The following is an 18,820-nucleotide window of genomic DNA, read 5'->3' as shown; positions in this document are numbered from 1 at the left end:
AACGGCGACGTAGCTCAGCTGGTTAGAGCGCACGACTCATAATCGTGAGGTCGAGAGTTCAAGTCTCTCTGTCGCCACCACAAGCAAAGGCCCGTACTCATGCGGGCCTTTCGTGTTGTGTTTTCCAGTGCGAACATGGCGTACTCGCGCCCGTCTACCGCCTAGCGGCGGCATTCTTGAACTCGCCCAACACGACTGCCACTCCGTCCCCCTTACCATCGGCTTTGGTCCGTTTGGCCGAGTCCTGAGCAGGCCAGGGGTCCAGGCATGATGAACTTCAGCCCAGACTCCTATCGCCTGCATTAACCCTGCCCCAGTCGCACCTTTCACCACCGCGCCGCGTCAGGCGGCAGACTGGGCGCATGACTGAACCTGACCAGAAGCAAGAGGAGCAAAAAGACACCCAGACCGCCAGCACCGGGGCCGACAACCTGCTGGAGCGCCGCTACTGGATCGAGTTTCAGAGGCCAGCCATCGGCGCACGCGAGCTGATGGACGACATCAAGCTCAATATCGAGGAATACGCCCCCGGCCTGCTGGCTGACTTCGAGAAGACAGTGGGCGAACCCCGAACCCTGCAAGTCGGGGACCAGTTCGGCATCCGCATTCTCGGCCCCTGGAACGGCGACGTGCGCGTGACAGACGTGGATGAAACCTCCTTTACCTTCGAAACCCTCGAAGGGCATCCCGAGGCCGGAACCATCTGCTTTTCGCTGACCCCGCACGAGCATTTTGCCGACGCCTGGCACTTCGAAATCCGCTCGCTGGCCGCCTCGCGTGACGGACTGGTGGCCTTTACCTACGACACGCTGGGGGTCGGCAAGAAGATGCAGGAAAAGACCTGGGTCACCTTCTGCCAGCGCGTGCTGGAAAAGAGCGGCGGCGAGGCCCTGGGCGACATCCAGGTGCGGACGCTGGAGAAAGAAGAAATGCCGGCTGAGGTGAAAGCGGAGGCGGAATGAGCCGCCACGAGCGTCCCCCACTGTACGAGGCGCAGAGAGCCCGGCTGGAAGCGTATGCCAAGGCGCAGGCCAGCTTCGACCTCACGCGCATGAGCGAGTACACCACCGAAAACGGGTGGCACATTGACGACTACGAGCAGGAGCTTCCTGCCGAGGCTCCCGGTGCGCCCGTGCCCGGCGGTTCTTTCGAGGCGGCCCAGCAGGTGCTGCGCAACTACAGCTTTCCGCCGCCCGAACTGATTACCGGCATCTTCGTCCCCGACACGCCGCTCAAAGACCGCGTCATGGTGCTGCGGGGCCGCTTCCTGTTTCTCAATTTCTGGTTTGGGGTACGCGTCGGCGGCATCATCGACGAGCAGCGTACCGCCCCCGACGGCGTGCCGGAACAGGTGTGGGGCTACAACTACTACACCCTGGAAGGCCACTTCGAGCAGGGCCAGATCGAATTCACCATCCACAAGCAACTCACGACGGGCCGCGTGCTGATGAGGATTCACGCCGTTTCCAAGACGGGCCAGATCAGCAACATTTTTTACCGCATCGGGTTCCGCATGTTCGGGCGGGCCTTGCAGCGCCGCTTCGCGCACCGCTCTATGCAGCGCACGCGGGAGCAAGTGGAAGACATGCTGCGTCAGGGCCGCACCACACCGCCCGCCTCCGAGCAGACCCCGGTTCAGACGGCGGCCCCCAGCGACCTTCCCGGAGGGGTACAGGCGCAGGTTGACGAGCATGTCGAGCAGCGGCAGGAGCAGGGCAAGTCCTGAAAGCCCTGTTCTTCCTGTCGCTCAATTCGGGGAAAGTTTAGCGAGCCAGACGGCGGCGCAGGCCCGTGCTCAGGGTGGCGACCGCCAGGGGAAGGGCGCTGCGCGTACCGCCGAGAACCGCCGCCAGCGCCAATCCGCCGAGGGCCACCTGCCGCGACTGCGCGACCCGTTCGGCTGAAATGGTGCGGTCACCTTGGTCGGTTTCAGTTTCCACCGCTTCAGGCTGAAGCAGTTGCGGCGCGAGCAGCAGCGCCCCGGCGATGGCGGCACTGGACAGCGGCTGGCGGCTGGCGGCGCGGGTCGAGCCGACGGTCGGCAAGACGGCAGCCAGCAGCGCTGCGGGCCCACTCCAGTCGTTGCGGGGCGCGAGGTCGTCGGCCTGACGGCTGGACAGGGTCAACGCCGCCCCCGGCAACAACGCGGCGGCCCGTTGGCCTGCCCCGGCGCACATGGCCGCGGCAGCTCCCAGCGCGGCCTGGTCGCTGGCGCTGGCAGCCTGCCCGACGGTGGCACTCAGGACGCGGGTGCTGCTTAGGGCCGTGAACGCTGCCAGGATGTCTCCCATGGCCGCCGCGTCGCTCTGGTCGTCACTCAGCAGCGAAGTCGCCAGAGCGAGGGGCAGCGCGACGTTGGCGCTCTGGGTGTGGTCGGGGTCGAGTTCACGGGCGATGGCCCAGGCCGCGAACCCACCCAGGCCCGTACTGACACTGCCCACCCACGAGCGGCCCCGCAGACGCGACAGCATCACCCCGCCGAGCAGTCCGGCGACGGCCCAGCGGTTGGAGGGATAGGTGAGGTCAATGGGGCGCGGCAACGCGGCGGGAGCCAGGTCGGAAGAAGCACTGGAAGAAGTCATGTCTTCAGGCTAGGCCGCCAGCAGGGGCAGCAGTTCTTGTCCGGCTCAAGACAATGTTCAGCGTTGCGGCTCAGGCTTCAGGATGAGGCACGGCTCAGGACATAGGCCGGAAACTCGCCTGCCCGGAAGTCGCTGACCGCGTAGCCCTGGCCCAGCAGCGCGTGAAAAGCCGTGCGTGTGGCCGTGCGCCAGGTCAGCGCCTCGCCCGGCGCGTCCGCCAGCAGGCGCGGCAGGTCGCCGGGAATGTGCAGCCGCACGTGAGGGGCGTCTGCCGGGAGGCCCAGCCAAGCGCCCGTCTGGGGGTCGTTGACGGCGGGCGACGGGTCGGCAGGGTCGGGGCGCTGCGGGGGCTGTCCCGGCGTCCAGACCGCCACCAGTCGGTCGGAGGGAATCCCCGCGTTGATGCCGCCCATCTCGCCATAGAAGTCGTCGAGATACTCGTGCGCTGTCGCCCCCAGGCGGTGGATGTTGAGGTGCGCGTTGACAGCCCGCAGCGGGTCGTAGGTCCACTCGATTTGCCGGATGCCCCGTTCCTGGCACCACTGCGCCTGAAACTGTTTGAGCCGCACGCCCAGCCCGGTGCCGCGCCAGTCGGGATGCACGGCCAGCAGGTGCGAGTGCTGTACGTGGCTCTGCGCTGTCGGCAGGCCGACCACCAGCCCGACCAGGACTTCGCCGGCAAACGCCCCCGCCACCAGCCCGCCGATGTGTTCCAGCATCCGCAGCGCGTCACGCGGGAAAATGTCGCGCTCGGAGCCGCCCCAGACCAGAAATTGCAGGTCCTCGGCGGCGGCGAGTTCGGCGGGGCCACGGAGTTCGCGCAGGTGAAGGCTCATTTGCAGCGGATATCCCGGCCAAACCACTGGTCGCTCAGTTTGGCGTAGGTGCCGCCCTGCATCACCTTGTTTAGCCCGCCGTTCAGTGCTGCCAACACCGTTTTGTTGCCCTTGGCGACGGCTCCGGCGTTGCGCTCGTTGGAGATGGTTTCACCGATGACCAGTTTGTCCTGCAGCTTGGCCTGCTTGAGCATGTAGGCGACCACCGGGCCGTTGCTCGACCAGGCGTCCACCCGGCCCGCCATCAGCGCGGTCAGGATGGCCTGGTCGTTGGGGTAGGTGCGCACTTCCCCAATGCCAGGAATCTGGCGCAGGATGGGCAGTTGCGAGGTGCCGATCTGACTGCCGACCGTCTTGCCCCTGAGCGCGGCGCGGGTGGTCGGGCCACCCTTTTTCGCCACGATGTTCACAGTGGAGCAGTAGTGCGGCGCGAGAAAATCCACCGCTTTTTGCCGCTCGGCGGTAATGGCGTGCGAGGCCAGCACCGCGTCGTAGCGGCCCTGGTTCAGGCCGATCAGCAGGGTGTCGAAGGGCTGCGAGGTCCACTCGACCTTGAGGCCCAACGCCTTGCCGATGGCGTTGCCGAGGTCTACCTCGAAGCCGACCAGTTTCTTGCCCTGATAGCCGTTGAAAGGGGGAAAAGCGCCCTCGGTCGCCAGGCGCAGGGTGCCGGACGCCTTGATCTGTGCCCAGGTACGCGGGGCGGCCTGAGCGCTGGACAGCAGGGTCAGGGCACCGAGCAGGGAAAGAGCCGTCTTGAATCTGGTCATGAAAAATCCTCCGGGGATGGGAAGCTGAGAAGGGGAATCAGTACACTTCGTCGGCGGGAGGCTGGTTCGGCAGGTCGTCGATAAAGGGCGTCTGCCCGGCGCGAATTTCGCGTTTCCAGCGGGTGACGCTCGCCAGCGTGTCGGGGTCGAGGGTGACGCCGATACCGGGCCCGGGGGGAACGGGCATCAGGCCGCCCTCCACTTCGAGCCGCTCCTGCACGATGTCGCGTGCCCAGTAGCGACTCGCCGAACTGGTGTCGCCGGGGAGCTTGAAATTTTCGAGGGTGGAGAGATGGATGTTGTGCGCCCGCCCGATGCCCGTTTCGACCATGCCGCCGCACCACAAAGGGGCGTCGAACGCCAGGGTGAGGTCGTGAATACGCCGCGCTTCGAGGTGCCCGCCGACCCGCGCCACCTTGAGGTTGATGACCCGCCCCGCGCCGATGCCGAGGGCTTGCCGGGCGTCGCGGGCGCTGGTCACGCTCTCGTCGAGACACAGCGGCGTCCGCAGGCTCTTTTGCAGCGTGGCGTGGTCGAGCAGGTCGTCGAAGGCGAGGGGCTGCTCGATGTATTTCAGGCCGTAGTCGTCCAGCTTTTGCAGGGTGCCCGCGTCGGCCAGCGTGTACGCGCTGTTGGCGTCCACCGTCAGTTCGATGTCGGGCAGGGCCGAGCGCACGGCGGCGACTGGCCGCACGTCCCAGCCGGGCTTGATTTTGAGTTTGATGCGGCGGTAGCCCTCGGCAGCGTAACGGGCCGCGAGTTCGGCGGTCTGTTCGGCACTCGGCTGAATGCCCAGACTGACCCCCACCGGCACGCTCTGGCGTACGCCGCCGAGCAGTTGCCACAGCGGCACACCGAGTTGCTTCGCCCGCAGGTCCCAGAAGGCCATCTCGACCATCGCCCGCGCCATGCGGTTGCCCCGGTAAGGCGCGAGTTCAGCGGCGAGGGCTTCGGGGGTGGCAAAGGCCCGCCCGAGCAGACGCGGCAGCAATTGCCCTTCCAGAAAGGCCACCGCGCCCGCCACCGTTTCCTCGCGGTAGAGCGGCAGATAATCCATCACGCCCTCGGCATAGCCTTCACAGTCCCCACTACGCAGCGTCAGCAGCGGCACATAGCGGCGGCGCATGACCCCGAAACTGGTTTCGAAATCGAACAGCAGCGGCATGTCGAGCAGCCGCAGTTCAGCGTGGTCGAGGACGAGGGGCGAGGCAGTCAGGGTCATGGGGGTACTCCGGCGAACTCAAAGAAGTGAAGGGAAAATGGAACCGAACAGGCACATCCTGCGCGGTCCAAGAGTTCACTATCGCAAAGTTTTTAAAGATTGGCAATTTCAAATGTAAAGTCTTACGACCTTCAAAGCTGCCGAGGGTGTTGCCCCTGACGGACAGGTCGGTGCCGGGGGCAGACGCGCAACCCCGTTCAGGACGAGAAAACGACGCGGTCGCGTCCGGCACGCTTGGCGGCGTAGAGCCGTTCGTCGGCCAGTTTGACCACCTGCTCGGAGGTCTCGCCCTCGTCGAGGGTGGCGAATCCGGCGCTGACCGTCAGGCTGGGCGCATCGGTAAAAGCCGAGTCACGAACCGCCTGCAAAACACGTTCCACCCTCTCGATGGCCTCGCTGCGGCTGACATTTTCCAGCAGGACGATAAATTCTTCGCCCCCCAACGTCCGGCCAGACCGAAGCCGCTCACGCATCTTTCGAGCAAGCGGGCCATCTCCTGAAGCAGCCTGTCCCCGGCGTCGTGGCCCCGCGTGTCGTTGACCTGTTTGAAGTGGTCGATGTCGAGCAGGGCCACACTGCCGCCCCTCCCCCACTCGCTCCTGGAAGCCATCAGGTCGCGCAGCCGCCCATAGATGGCCCGACGATTGGCCAGGCCCGTCAGCTCGTCCCTGAGGGCCAGTTGAGTGATGTCGAGCATCATGAGTTGCTGCCGCTCGGCCCTCAGGTTGAAGACCGAGAGAAAATGCATCAGGCCAGTCAGAAAGACCGAGTAGATCAGTCCCTCCAAGTTGTTGCCCCCGTGGATGAAGCTCACCGCGTAGAGCGCCCCCAGAGCCGTGAGGCAGATGGTGAGGGACACCTGCCAGGTCAGGCCTGACGTCGATACGGCCACCAGCATCAGGTAAATCATGAAATCGCTGACCTCAAGTGGCCTCCCGTACAGGGCTGCCGGAACGAGGCGCAAGACCAGACAAAGGGCGATAAAGCCGCTCAGCACCGCCCCCAAATCGCGGCTCTGAATCCAGCGAAAACTCAGCGCTCCCAGCAGTACGGAGCCGACCTGGCTGAAAATGAGCGTATCGGCGTGCCAGCGGTGGCCCAAGCTCAGTTCATAACGCAATAGGGTCACCTGAACGTACAGGCCCAACAAAACGACGAAAAAGACCCCCACCTGACGGGCAGCCGTGTTCTTGACTGGCGGAAGGCGCGGAGCACTCATTCATGAAAAAACATACGAGATGTTCCAGGACACATTTCTTACAACAATCTGACAGGTCAGACGGCGCTCAGGGCTTCCCCCCTCCTCAATGAACACCCACCTTCAGACATAAACTCGTCATCATGTGAAGCGATATGACCTAAGGAGGCCGCAGAGTGCTGGTTCAACTCGTCCTGAATTTCTGTGTGCTGGTCACACTGATGTACCTGTTGAGCCTGAGCTACAGGAACCTGCACGACCTCAGCGGTCAGGCGATGAACCTGCCACGGGCACTTCTGCTGTCTGCCATGGCCGTGGGGCTGATGCTCTACCCGGCGGAAGTGGCTCCCGGCGTCATCATCGACATGCGGGCGGTTCCCATCGCCTATCTGGCCCTACGCCGAGGGATACTCGCCGGACTGCTCGGGGCGGTGCCGATGCTGCTCTACCGCGTTTACCTGGGGGGGGCTGGCGTGTGGGTCGCGGTGGTCAGCGCCATGAGCGTGGCGGTGGTAGGCGGAGTGCTGGGCCGCTCTGTGGACCTGTTCGCCACACCGCTGAACTGGCGCAGCCTGTGGTGGAAGCTGTTGCTGATTTTTCTTCCCAATGGCCTGCTGCTGCCCGTTGTCCGTCAGGATTGGGGCGCCCTCTGGACGGTCTATTTGCCTCTGCTGCTGATGGTCTACAGCGGCTTCCTGATCGCCCTGGGCATCCTGCGTAACCGCTTCAGGCTGCTGCAACTGGTTGCCCTCTATGAGAAGCAGGCCCACGAGGACAGCCTGTCGGCCCTGCCCAACCGCCGCCAGTTTGACCAGGACGCCGCTGCTATGGATGCCGGAGACCTGCTGTGCCTGGTCGACATCGACCATTTCAAGAAGGTCAACGACCACTACGGTCACGCGGCAGGCGACGAGGTGCTCGCCCAGCTCGGACAGGTGCTCAGAACCCATCTGCGGGCCAGAGATCAGGCTTACCGCTACGGGGGCGAGGAATTCGCCGTCATTTTCCGTGCGCCGGGCAGCGCCGTGCCCGAGATGCTCGGCGAGCGTCTGAGGAAGGTCGTTCATCAGACTCAGTTCACGGCTGTGCCCGGCCATACCCTCACCGTGTCGGTGGGAATCGCCTACCGGGGAACGGACCGCCTCGACGAATGTTTCGAGCGGGCTGACCTCGCCCTCTACGCCGCCAAGGCTGCGGGCCGCAACCGGGTGGTCGTCTGGTCACCCGACTTGGCGCTGGGCAACCCCCCGGCGAGACCGGAAGCCGCTGCGCCCGTTCAGCCGCCCAGATAGCTCGCCACTACGGCCGGGTCGTCCGCCAGTGCGCTGGCCTCACCTTCAAGCTTGACCTGCCCACCTTCAAGGACATAACCGTAATCGCTGATGGCGAGGGCAGCGCGGGCGTTCTGTTCGACCAGCAGCACAGTCACGCCACTCGCGCGCAGTTCGGCGACGATATGCAGGATGTCGCGCACGATCAGCGGCGCGAGGCCCAGACTCGGCTCGTCGAGCAGCAGCAATTTGGGACGGGCCATCAGGGCGCGACCGATGGCGAGCATCTGCTGCTCCCCGCCCGACAGCGTGCCTGCCAGTTGGCGGCGGCGTTCCAGCAAGCGCGGAAACCGCCGGAACACGTCCTCCAGTCCGCTTTGCAGTCCGGCCCGCTGCGTGTAGGCCCCCAGGCGCAGGTTGTCCTCCACAGTCATGGAGCTGAACAGTTCGCGGCGCTCGGGCACCAGCGTCATGCCCGCCGCCACCCGTTCTTCCAGCGGCACGCGACCCAGGTGGCGCCCGGCATATTCGATGACGCCGCGTGAAGGGAGCGCACCCACCAGCGCCGCCATCAGCGTGCTTTTGCCTGCGCCATTGGCCCCGATGACCGACACGATTTGCCCCGCCTGCACGCTCAGGTTGACGCCCGTCACCGCCTCCACTCGCCCGTAACCCACATGCAGGTCGCGGACTTGCAGCAGCGCCGTCATACTTCGGCCCCCAGGTACGCCTCGCGCACTGCTGGATTGCTGCGCACCTGCGGCGGCGTGCCCTGCGCGAGTTCCTGACCGCTGTTCATGACCACCAGGCGGTCAACCAGATTCATGACCAGATCCATGTCGTGCTCCACAATCAAAATGGTGACGCCCTCGTCGCGCAGCTTTTTCAGCAGTGCCGAGAGGTCTTGCTTTTCGCCGAAGCGCAAGCCCGCCGCAGGCTCATCCAGCAGCAGGAAACTGGGGTCAGCGACCAGGGCACGGGCGATTTCCAAGAGCCGTTGCTGGCCCAGCGCCAGATTTCCAGCTTGCTCAAACGCCTGCTCGCGCAGCCCCACGCGCTCCAGTTGGGTCAGGGCGAGCTGTTGCAGCGCGGCTTCCTCACGGCGCTCAAGATGCAGCATGCTCCGCAAAATTCCGGCATTGGCCCGCGAATAGCCGCCCATCATGGTGTTTTCCAGCAATGAGAGTTCGGGAAACAGCTTGACGTGCTGAAAGGTTCGCGCCACGCCCAGGCGGTGAATGGCCCGTGCGGGCTGACGGCCCACCGACTGCCCCAGCACTTCCACCGTCCCCGAAGTTGCGGGGTTGACGCCCGTGACGAGGTTGAACATGGTGGACTTGCCCGCGCCGTTCGGCCCGATCAGGCCCACGATTTCGCCCGCGTTCACGTCAAAGCTCACGTCGTTCACGGCCTTGAGGCCACCGAACTGCTTGACCGCGTTGCGTACCCGCAGCACGGAGCTGCCCATCGCTGGTGCGGGGCGGTGCGGAAAAGTCAGCGCGTGGGCCAGCAGTCGGGGCGTGCCCGCAGGCACCCAGCGTTCGACCAGAGGCCACAGCCCACGCCGAGCAAATTGCAGCGTCAGGATAATCAGCACGCCCAACACGACCACCTCGTAATTGCTGTTCTCGCCCAGCAGGCGGGGCAGCACGTCCTGCAAAACCTCGCGCAGCAGCGTGATGAGAACCGCCCCCGCCACGCCGCCCCAGACATAGCCGCTGCCTCCCAGCACCGCCATGAACAGGTATTCGATGCCCACATTGAGGCCAAACGGCGTGGGGTTCACGAAGCGCTGCTGGTGGGCGTACAGCCAGCCCGCCGCCGACGCCATCACCGCCGAGAGAACGAAGACCTGTACGCGCAGGGTGAAGGTGTTGGCTCCGAACGCTTCCGCAACCACCGTGCCACTGCGCAGCGCCCGCATCGCCCGCCCGAAGCGGCTGGACAGCAAAAATTGCGCGGCGACGATGGCGAGTGCCAGAAACGCCAGTGCCAGATAGACGAATTCACGCGGCTGGTCAAGGACAAGCCCAAACAGGCTGATGGGCGGAATCTCGCGCAGGCCCGTAAAGCCGCCCAGCTTGGGACTATTGCCGAAGACGTAATAGAGGCTGATGCCCCAGGCAATCGTCGCCAGCGGCAGATAGTGGCCTTGCATCCGCAGGGTGATGAGACCCAGCACGTTGGCAATGACAGCCGTCAGCGCCATCCCCGCCGGAAGCGTGAGCCAGGGATTCCAGCCGTACTGCGTGGTCAGCACCGCCGTGGTATACGCGCCGACCCCCATGAAAGCCGCCTGCCCGAAGGAGGTCAGCCCCGAAATACCCGTCAGCAGCACCAGCCCGATGACGGTAATGGACGTGATGGCGATGTTGGTCAGCAGCGTGACCTGAAAGACGGGCAAAACGAGCGGCAGCACCAGCGCCAGCAGCGCCGCGACCACGGCAAGAACGGTACGCGGGCGCATTATTCTTCCTCCTCGTCGTGGTGGTGGCTGTTCAGGCTGCGCCACAGCAGCACGGGCAGAATCAGGGTGAACACGATGACCTCTTTCCACTGGCTGAGGCTGAAACTGGCATAACTTTCAATCAGACCCACCAGCACTGCCCCCAGCGCTGCCAACGGAAACGACGACAGCCCGCCGATAATCGCGCCGATAAAGCCTTTCAGACCAATCAGGAATCCGGTGTCGTAGCCGATGGGAAACTTGGGGCCAATCAGCAGGCCGCTGAGGGCACCCATCAGGGCCGCCACGGAGAAGGCCAGCGACCCGGCAAACTCGGGCCGAATCCCCACCAGCCGCGCTCCCAAGCGGTTGACGGCGGTGGCCCGCAGCGCTTTGCCCAGCAGCGTGCGCTCGAAAAAGAGGGCCAGCCCCGCCATCAGCGCCAGCGACACGACCATCACCAGCAGGTTCTGGTAACTCAGCGAAAAGCTGCCCAGTTTGAGGTCACCCGTCACGAAGGCGGGCGTGTTGCTGCCCTCGGCCCCGAAAAAGGCGAGGCCCAGCCCGGTCAGCGCGAGGTGCAGCGCCACCGAGGCGATCAGGAGCACCAGCACGGTGGCGTTGCGGAGCGGCTGATACACGACGCGGTAGAGCAGCGGCCCCAGCGGAACGACCAGCAGCAGCGTGAGCAGCACCTGCACCGCCAGCGGAGCCTTGAGGGGAGCCAGCCACGCCGTCAGCGCCCACAGCAGCGCCCCGAAGCCCAGCCCAGTCACGGCACTTCGTAGCGCCTCCTGCTGATGCCCGGTCCTCATCGCCTGCACCACATTCAGCAGTGTGGTCAGCGCCAGCAGCCCCAGCACCAGCGTCAGGGTGCCGGGCACCTTGCCCGCTTGCAGGCTCGCCAGGGTCAGTGCCCCGAACATCACGAATTCGCCCTGCGGAATAAAAATTACGCGGGTGACGGCAAACACCAGCACCAGCGCGAGCGACAGCAGCGCATACACCGCGCCATTGGTCAGGCCGTCGGTGGTCAGGATGGGAAAAATGGTGGGGTCGAAAATTTGCAGTATGTCCATGTCGTTTTGTCTAAGGATTCAAGGGTCCAAGAGACCGAGGTGAAGACCCCAGCCCCTTCGACCCTTGGACGGCGCAGCGAGCGCCTCCCTCCTTACTTCAGCAGCTTCCAGGTGCCGCCCTGAACCTGCACCATCACGCGGCTGCGGGCGTCCAGACCCAGGTGGTCGGTCTTGGACAGGTTGAAAATGCCGTGTGCGCCAATCACGTTTTTGGTGCCTTCCAGCGCGTCACGTAGCGCCGAGCGGAACTGCGGCGTGCCGGGCTTGGCCTTTTTCAGCGCGACCGGAATGGCCTTTTGCAGCAGCAGTCCGGCGTCCCAGGCGTGCGCCCCGAAGGTCGAAACACTGTCCTTGCCGTACTTGCCTTCGTAGAGGCTCATGTAGTTCAGGCCGACTTTGCGGGTGGGGTTAGAGGCGGGCAACTGGTCGGCGACCAGCACCGGGCCAGCGGGCAGGTACGCGCCCTCCACGTCCTTGCCACCCACGCGCAGGAAATCGGCGTTGGCGACCCCGTGGGTCTGGTAAATCTTGCCCTTGTAGCCGCGCTCGTTCAGCGCTTTTTGCGGCAGCACGGCGGGCACGCCTGCCGCGCCGATCAGCACGGCGTCGGGCTTGGCGGCGAACAGCTTGAGCGCTTGCCCGGTCACGCTGGTGTCGTTGCGGGCGTAGCGTTCGGTGGCGACAATCTTGATGCCTTTTTTGGCGGCGACGGCCTGGAATTCCTTGAGCCATCCTTCGCCGTAGGCATCGTTGAAGCCGATGTAACCCACCGTCTTGACCCCGCTTTTCGCCATGTGGTCACCGATAGCGGCTGCCATCAGCGCGTCGGTCTGCGGCGTCTTGAACACCCAACTGCGCTTAGCGTCCACCGGGCTGATGATGCCCTCGGCGGCGGCGAGCGAAATCATGGGCGTCTTGCTCTCGGCGGCCACGTCGATCATGGCGAGGCTGGCGGGCGTGGTAGTCGTGCCCAGCAGCAAATCCACCTTGCTGTCCTGCACCAGTTTGCGCGCCGCCGTGACCGCCGTGGTGGTGTCCGAAGCGTCGTCCAGCACGATGTAGTTGACCTTCTGGCCTCCGATGGTCTTGGGCAGCAGGGCAACGGTATTGCGCTCGGGAATGCCCAGGCTGGCCGCGGGACCAGTGGCGGACACGACCACGCCGATGTTGATTTCGGCGGCAGCGGTAGAAGCGACGGCAAGAACAGCAGACAGCAGCAGACGGGTCTTCATGATGGGGCCTCCGCTGGTCGGGCCTTACGGTCATCCCTGACCAGAATGAGAAAAATTTTAGGAACGTGGAGAGAGTAGCAGAAATCCGGCGGCCCTCTGCCCCTCCCCGCGCCGCACTTGCTCCAGGCTGCACACGCCCTGGCTCAAATTCGCAGTTCACGCTAGACTCTTCGCACCCAAACCCAGCGGTGACTCACTCCCAGGAAAGCTCCTTTTTTCCCTGTGCAGGTGCAGTCGATTTTTCTTCTCTTCTTCCTTTGCAGGAGGCACTTATGACTTCGCAGCATCCTTCCTCAGCGAGCCTTTCGCCCAGCGAGTATCCCCCCGTTCAGGGCCGTTACTGGCCTCCCGGCAAGCCCCGCACGCTGACCATCCCCCAAGTTGGCCTGATGCACAACCTGCAGACCAGCGCCGAGCGGTACCCGGAAAAAGTGGCGCTGTGGTTTTACGGGCGCGAAACCACCTACGGCGACCTCTACGATCAGGCCACCCGCCTTGCCGGACACCTGGCGACGAAGGGGGTTCAGAAGGGCGACCGGGTCGGCCTGTGGATGCAGAACAGTCCTGCCTGGGTCATCGGCGCCTTCGCCGCGTGGCAGCTCGGCGCGGTGGTGGTGCCGCTCGCGCCTATGCTCCAAGCCAAAGAACTCGCCTTCTTCCTGCAAGACGCCGGAATTCGGGTGGCGGTTGTAGGTGCCGAACTGTACGAGAAGGCCAAGCAGGGCGGCCTCGCCCACGCCATCGTCGCCAACATCATGGCGGGGAGCGTGCCGCAGCAGGCCGGAGTCGCCCTTCCCGACGGACTGGACGTTCACCCCACCCTGCAAGAGGGCGACGTGCTGCTCGAAAACGCACTGCGTTCCGCTCCGGCCCCTGCTGCCCACGTCACCAGCAGCGACCTCGCCATCATCTTCTACACCAGCGGCACCACCGGGCGGCCCAAGGGGTGTGTCCATACCCACAGCAGCGTACAGGCGAACGCCTTCGGAGCGACGGCGTGGGTGGGAGGCAACTGCGAGGACGTGTTTCTGGCGGCGCTCCCGTACTTCCATGTCACCGGATTCATCAACAGCCTGATGTCCGCCATCGCCGGGGGAAGCAAGGTGGTCATCATGGCCCGCTGGGATCGGGACACCGCCCGCGAACTCATCCGTGACCACCGCGTGACCATCTGGACCAACACGCCCACCATGGTCATCGACCTGATGTCTTCGCCCGGCTTTCAGGCTGCCGACCTCAAGGCGCTGCGCAGCATGACCGGGGGCGGAGCCAGCCTGCCCGCCGCTGTCGGTCAGAAGTTGCTCGACACCACCGGGATTCTCTTTCTGGAAGGCTACGGCCTCTCGGAAACGATGGCCCAGTCGCACACCAACCCCCACGGACGCCAGAAATTGCAGTGCCTGGGCATTCCGGTCTTCAACGTGGACTCGCGCATCATCGACGTGGAAACGGGGGCCGAGTTGCCGCCTGGACAGGTGGGCGAAATCGTGATTCACGGCCCGCAGGTCATGCGCGAATACTGGCAGCGGCCCCAGGAAACAGCCGAGGCCTTTACCGAAATCGGCGGGCGCAGCTTTTTCCGCACCGGCGACCTGGGCTACATGGACGAGGAAGGCTACTTCTTCTTCGCCGACCGCCTCAAGCGCATGATCAACGTGTCGGGGCTGAAGGTCTGGCCCGCCGAGGTGGAAAACAAGTTGCACGGCCACCCCGCCATTCAGGAAGCCTGCGTCATTTCGGTGCCGGACGAGCGCAGCGGCGAACGCGCCCGCGCCCTGATTGTCCTGAAACCGGGCATGCACGCCAGCGCCGCCGACATCGAAAGCTGGGCCCGCGAGCAGATGTCGAGCTACAAGGTGCCGCGTGACTACCAGTTCGTGGACAGCCTGCCGCGCAGCCCCACCGGAAAAGTCGCGTGGCGGCAATTGCAGGAGCAGGCCCGCGCCGAAATGGAGGCCGCACAGCAGAGCGCAGACTGAGGGGTGAACGGGCGAGGGGGCCGGGCCGAGGGTGGGCGCGGCCCCCTCCCCTTTCTTCCTGACCGGAGGCTGACAGGGCGCTTCTAGCGTGAAGATTGGAGGAAGTAACCATGAGAACCCAAACCACCCTGAGCCTGCTGGCTGCCCTGACGCTCTCCCTGACCGTATCGTCTTGCACCGTGGCCCAGACGCAGCCTGTAGGCGCCAAGGCCGTCAAGAGTGTGGAATTCACCAACACGCCCGCTCCTCAGAGCGACAGCGAGATGCTCAGCACCTACTCCAAGTCGGTGGCGAAGGTCACTTATGCCGACGGGACCACCCGTGACTTCCCCCTGACCTACAACGTGCTGTTCAAGAACACTGACCTGACCAACACCGTTAAGGGTCAGAAGTACGCTGCCGCGCAACTGTTCGACGCGCAGATGAACCCCATCAAAGACCCCAACGGCGACCCCGTGATTGCCGAGACGGCCGACGGCACCAGCCTGATGTTGGTGGGCGGCAAACCCTACCTGGTCAACAACTGGGAATACGACTGGATTCTGGCGAACGGCCAAGACGCCTACAAGGTCGAGAACTGGTACAGCCGCATGCCTATGACCATGAGCGTGAACGCGCTGAATCAGGACAAGGACGGCAAGCTGAGCCTGAGCAGCCAGACCAGCGTGGACTTCAGCCCGGTGAACGGCGGCTGGATTTTCTGCTTCGGTGGCCTGACCCCCTGGAACACCCACCTGGCGGGCGAAGAAGACTATGACCTGTACTACGTCCCCGGCGAGAAGGCCTACAGCACCACCGCAGCGGGCCTGAAGGCCATGACCGAGGTGTACTTCGGCGGCAAGAAGCAGGCCAACCCCTACGACTACGGCTACCCCATGGAAGTGGCGGTCAAGGCGGACGGCAGCTACGAAGTGACCAAGCACTACGAGATGGGACGCGGCACCTGGGAAATTGCCCGCTTCGCTCCCGACGGGCGCACCGCTGTCTACGGCGACGACGGCGCGTACAGCGGCCTGTTCATGTTCGTGGGCGATAAGCAGAACGACCCCAAGGCGGGCGGCACCATCTACGCCGCCAAGTGGAACCAGACCAGCGACAAGGATGGCGGCGCCGCCAACATCAGCTGGGTGAGGCTCGGTCACGGCACCCACGCCGAAATCAAGGCCCTCAAGGACAAGGGCCTGACCCTGGGCGACATCTTCCTGACCAGCCTCAGCGACCCCGGCGACAAGAGCTACGTCCCCACCCGCGCAGGCAGCGCCCAGACCATCTGGCTCAAGCTCAAGCCCGGCATGGAGCAGGCCGCCGCCTTCTTCGAGACGCGCCGCTACGCCGCCTACCTGGGTGCGACCACCGAGTTCACCAAGGGCGAGGGCGTGACGTTCAACGACGCGGGCAAGAAGATGTACTACGCCATGAGCCGCATCGAGACCAGCATGAAGGCCGAGGAAGGCGTACCCGTGGACGACGTGAAGCTGCCCGAGAACAAGGCGGGCGCGACCTACACCTTCGACCTCGCCAGCGGCGTGAAAGACACCAACGGCAATCCCATCAACAGCGCCTACGTCGCCACCAAGACCTACGTGGAACCCGCGCTGCTGGGCAAGCCCATGAAGGCCGACGAGCAGGGCAACGTCGCCGAAGTGGACAGCATCGCCAACACCGACAACGTGTACTACTCCGAAGCCATGCGGACCCTCTTCATCGGTGAGGACTCCGGCATGCACGTCAACAACTACGTCTGGGCCTACAACGTGGACACGGGGAAACTCAGCCGCATCCTGACCGTGGCTGCTGGAGCCGAAGCCACGGGCCTGAGCGCCGTGGAAAACATGAACGGCCACGCCTACATCACCAGCAACAACCAGCACCAGGGCGACTGGATCGGCAGCCAGAACAAGGACCTGACCACGCGCCTGGAAGCCAAGGCCAAGGACCTGTGGGGCGTCAACAAGCACGGCGTCCTGAACTACAAGCTGCAAAACAGCGTGGGCTACCTCGGCGGCCTGCCCGCTGTCAAGTAACGTCTGCGGCGTGTCTGACGGCCCGAGAAGTCTGAAAGTCTAAGGTGACGCCCCTTCCCCACTGTGGGAGGGGGTTCTTTTTCACCCCTCGCCCCTGGTGGGAGAGGGGCGTTGCGAAGCAACAGGGTGAGGGGGGAGCAAGGTGAATCCGGTTCAATCTCAACTACAGAAATTCCATCTCGTCGCTGGGGCGCTGGGCCTCTCGCTGCTGAGTGGCGCGGGGCTTTACGCTCTGGCACAACCTTCGAAAAAGCCTCTGCTGGGGCAGCACATTTCGCGCTCCACCTTTCCGAACAAGCACGCGCATATTCCGGCACAGTGCTATGTGGAAACCAGTTTCGGTACGCAGAACGCCTGCCAGTACTGCCACACCGACGGCGTGTACGAACTGGGTCTGAACAACAACCCCCAGGCGGGCGCGAACCCGATGGTGGGGAACATGCAGGCCGAATACGGCTTCGGCGTGTACGACTATCCGCAGGTGGTCAATTCCAGCATCAACCCCTGGGAGAACACGCTGTTCCCCGAAAAGCTGCGGGCGGTGGCCGAGGCGCTGGGCGTCAAGCCGGAAGGCTGGGACATGCAGGAATACGTGCGCCAGGACAACTGGAAAGCTGCCTACGCCCAGCGTCCGGGCCGTTCGCCCGAGTGGGATACAGGCGTGGACTCGCCCATGCGCCTTTTCCCGGCGCTCTCGCCCGACGACCTGCCCGCCGATGCCGACGGGTTCGTGCGCTCCAGACTGGGCGTGCGCGGCCTGTTCAAGGACGAACAGGGCTGGGTGACGGGCTGGCGGGCCATCAACTTTATGCCTTACGGGATTTTCACGCCGCAGACGGGCAGCGTGTCGGGCGTGTACATTCGCCTGCCGCAGAAATTTATGCAGAATGCGAGCGGAGAGTTCGACCTGTCCACCTACGAACGGAATCTGGAACTGGTGCAGCGCAACGCACAAAACCGCTTGCAGGGCGAGAAAACCTATGTCGGCGGGGCGGCGGGCGTCCAGATGGTGCGCGGGCAGTACCCGCTCGGCACGGAATTTGCCCACCCGCTGCATTATGTGGACTTGCAGGCCGACGGCAGCGACAGGAAAATCAGCCCCTTTCCTGGCACCCGCGCCCGCCGCGTCAAGGAAATCCGCTGGATGTACAAGCAGCGCGAGTGGCACCCCGAGGAATTCGGTCTAGCCCTCAAGGAAGAGTCTGCGCCCGTGTACGCGGCCCGTGACGGCGGCTGGATCGAGAACGGCACGGGCTGGCTGCTCGGCGGCTGGATCGAGGACAAGGGCGGCGAACTCCGCGCCCAGACGCCCAGCGAACTGACCCAGTGCGTGGCCTGCCACAGCGGCAACGTGCGGCAGTCGGACGTGGGGCAAAACGCCGTGTTCACGTCCGGCACAGGCAACACCATCGATTCGACCTGGGCCATGCCCCGGCAGTTCACGGGCACGCTGGGCTGGCGCGAGATGGATTATCTGGGCTACCAGGCACCGAAAAATGGCGGGGCGTTCGGCACCCTCACCACGCCCGAACCGCTCAACCGGGGCAAGAACATCGGGGAATACCGCTATTTCCTCGATCATGTGGTCGGCGTGTCCCTCTACGGCGACATGCCTGCCAGCGTGGACGCCCTCCTGAACGCGGAAATTACCAGGGCGAAGGGCTACAGCGCCGACTGGCCCGCCCTGAGAACCGAGGTGGAGGGCAAAAACCCGGCGGGCATTCAGGCCGCGCAGGAACTGCGGCTGCGGCTGATGCGCGAATTTACCGCGAGGGGCGCGTACCTGACCCCGGCAGGCACCATCCGCCCCGAACTGTTCCTGCCGACGCTGACGGACGCGACGGAAAACGCCCGCCGTTACCGTCAGGTGGTCGCCACCCAGCGTTACGACTTCGGCAAGGACGTGTTCCCCGAAACCCTGTTCACCAACCGCTATTTCCGCACGCCCGAAACGGCGTTCACGCACCAAGACGGCAAGCCCTACCAGCTTGGCGAGGTCATCACCGACCGCCCGGTGAACCCCAACCCTGCCGAATTCACCTACGGCATCGGCATCACGCCCACGCTGATTGACGAGGAAAAGCCGGAGAGCGAGGGTGGCAACTTCGTGCGGGATTATGTTCCTTTCCCTTACGGCCTGATAAAAGAGATGAGAATGCCTCCACCGTGAGGCATTCTTAC

General features: G+C 64.5%; 14 protein-coding genes, 1 tRNA gene and 1 pseudogene. 7 read left to right on the top strand and 9 right to left on the bottom strand.

Annotation, left to right across the window (positions count from 1 at the left end; translation table 11 throughout):
• Positions 1 to 3: 3 nt before the first annotated feature.
• The 3 genes from Q4C89_RS04695 to Q4C89_RS04685 all read left to right on the top strand — a co-directional run bounded on the left by Q4C89_RS04695 (position 4) and on the right by Q4C89_RS04685 (position 1,726).
• Positions 4 to 80: transfer RNA gene (locus Q4C89_RS04695), tRNA-Met, on the top strand.
• 282 nt (positions 81 to 362) lie between these two features.
• Positions 363 to 962, top strand: coding sequence for a DUF1990 family protein (locus tag Q4C89_RS04690; protein ID WP_303101444.1), 600 nt, complete (start codon positions 363 to 365; stop codon positions 960 to 962).
• The gene (locus tag Q4C89_RS04685; RefSeq protein ID WP_303101443.1) at positions 959 to 1,726 is read left to right on the top strand and encodes a DUF1990 domain-containing protein; all 768 of its coding nucleotides are present in this window, start codon (positions 959 to 961) and stop codon (positions 1,724 to 1,726) included. The genes Q4C89_RS04690 and Q4C89_RS04685 overlap by 4 nt, the downstream gene beginning before the upstream one ends.
• Positions 1,727 to 1,763: 37 nt before the next feature.
• Here the strand turns inward: Q4C89_RS04685 and Q4C89_RS04680 are convergent, their stop codons facing one another.
• The 5 genes and pseudogenes from Q4C89_RS04680 to Q4C89_RS04660 all read right to left on the bottom strand — a co-directional run bounded on the left by Q4C89_RS04680 (position 1,764) and on the right by Q4C89_RS04660 (position 6,107).
• Positions 1,764 to 2,582 (bottom strand): hypothetical protein, encoded by an 819-nt coding sequence (locus tag Q4C89_RS04680; protein WP_303101442.1) that lies wholly within the window; start codon positions 2,580 to 2,582, stop codon positions 1,764 to 1,766.
• 77 nt (positions 2,583 to 2,659) lie between these two features.
• On the bottom strand, positions 2,660 to 3,418 hold the full coding sequence (locus tag Q4C89_RS04675) for a GNAT family N-acetyltransferase (RefSeq protein ID WP_303101441.1): 759 nt from the start codon (positions 3,416 to 3,418) through the stop codon (positions 2,660 to 2,662).
• Positions 3,415 to 4,188, bottom strand: coding sequence for an ABC transporter substrate-binding protein (locus tag Q4C89_RS04670; protein ID WP_303101440.1), 774 nt, complete (start codon positions 4,186 to 4,188; stop codon positions 3,415 to 3,417). Before Q4C89_RS04670 ends, Q4C89_RS04675 begins: the two co-directional genes overlap by 4 nt.
• 37 nt (positions 4,189 to 4,225) lie before the next feature.
• On the bottom strand, positions 4,226 to 5,410 hold the full coding sequence (menC, locus tag Q4C89_RS04665) for an o-succinylbenzoate synthase (protein ID WP_303101439.1): 1,185 nt from the start codon (positions 5,408 to 5,410) through the stop codon (positions 4,226 to 4,228).
• Between the two features lie 197 nt (positions 5,411 to 5,607).
• Positions 5,608 to 6,107 (bottom strand): annotated as a pseudogene (locus tag Q4C89_RS04660) (GGDEF domain-containing protein).
• A 677-nt stretch (positions 6,108 to 6,784) separates the two neighbouring features.
• Between Q4C89_RS04660 and Q4C89_RS04655 the strand changes: the two are divergent.
• The gene (locus Q4C89_RS04655; protein WP_303101438.1) at positions 6,785 to 7,900 is read left to right on the top strand and encodes a diguanylate cyclase; all 1,116 of its coding nucleotides are present in this window, start codon (positions 6,785 to 6,787) and stop codon (positions 7,898 to 7,900) included.
• On the opposite strand, the gene Q4C89_RS04650 is transcribed toward Q4C89_RS04655, so the two are convergent.
• The 4 genes from Q4C89_RS04650 to Q4C89_RS04635 form a co-directional block, all read right to left on the bottom strand.
• The gene (locus Q4C89_RS04650; RefSeq protein ID WP_303101437.1) at positions 7,885 to 8,589 is read right to left on the bottom strand and encodes an ABC transporter ATP-binding protein; all 705 of its coding nucleotides are present in this window, start codon (positions 8,587 to 8,589) and stop codon (positions 7,885 to 7,887) included. The genes Q4C89_RS04655 and Q4C89_RS04650 overlap by 16 nt on opposite strands.
• Complete coding sequence (locus tag Q4C89_RS04645) at positions 8,586 to 10,346, bottom strand: ATP-binding cassette domain-containing protein (RefSeq protein ID WP_303101436.1); 1,761 nt, start codon at positions 10,344 to 10,346, stop codon at positions 8,586 to 8,588. The genes Q4C89_RS04650 and Q4C89_RS04645 overlap by 4 nt, the downstream gene beginning before the upstream one ends.
• A complete protein-coding gene (locus tag Q4C89_RS04640) occupies positions 10,346 to 11,395 on the bottom strand; it encodes a branched-chain amino acid ABC transporter permease (RefSeq protein WP_303101458.1) in 1,050 nt (349 codons plus the stop codon). Before Q4C89_RS04640 ends, Q4C89_RS04645 begins: the two co-directional genes overlap by 1 nt.
• Positions 11,396 to 11,496: 101 nt before the next feature.
• Positions 11,497 to 12,636, bottom strand: a complete 1,140-nt coding sequence (locus Q4C89_RS04635; protein WP_303101435.1) for an ABC transporter substrate-binding protein — start codon at positions 12,634 to 12,636, stop codon at positions 11,497 to 11,499.
• A 272-nt stretch (positions 12,637 to 12,908) separates the two neighbouring features.
• Between Q4C89_RS04635 and Q4C89_RS04630 the strand changes: the two genes are divergently transcribed.
• The 3 genes from Q4C89_RS04630 (at position 12,909) to Q4C89_RS04620 (ending at position 18,809) form a co-directional block, all read left to right on the top strand.
• Positions 12,909 to 14,615 (top strand): long-chain-fatty-acid--CoA ligase, encoded by a 1,707-nt coding sequence (locus Q4C89_RS04630; protein ID WP_303101434.1) that lies wholly within the window; start codon positions 12,909 to 12,911, stop codon positions 14,613 to 14,615.
• A gap of 110 nt (positions 14,616 to 14,725) precedes the next feature.
• A complete protein-coding gene (locus Q4C89_RS04625; RefSeq protein WP_303101433.1) occupies positions 14,726 to 16,639 on the top strand; it encodes an alkaline phosphatase PhoX in 1,914 nt (637 codons plus the stop codon).
• 142 nt (positions 16,640 to 16,781) lie between these two features.
• Entirely contained in the window at positions 16,782 to 18,809 is a 2,028-nt protein-coding gene (locus tag Q4C89_RS04620) for a hypothetical protein (RefSeq protein ID WP_303101432.1), read from the top strand.
• The last annotated feature ends 11 nt before the right edge of the window (positions 18,810 to 18,820 follow it).

Origin of the sequence: Deinococcus sp. (assembly GCF_030523985.1) — a bacterium.
In the GTDB taxonomy this organism is placed as follows: Bacteria; Deinococcota; Deinococci; order Deinococcales; family Deinococcaceae; genus Deinococcus.
This window is presented reverse-complemented; position numbering and strand designations above follow the sequence as displayed.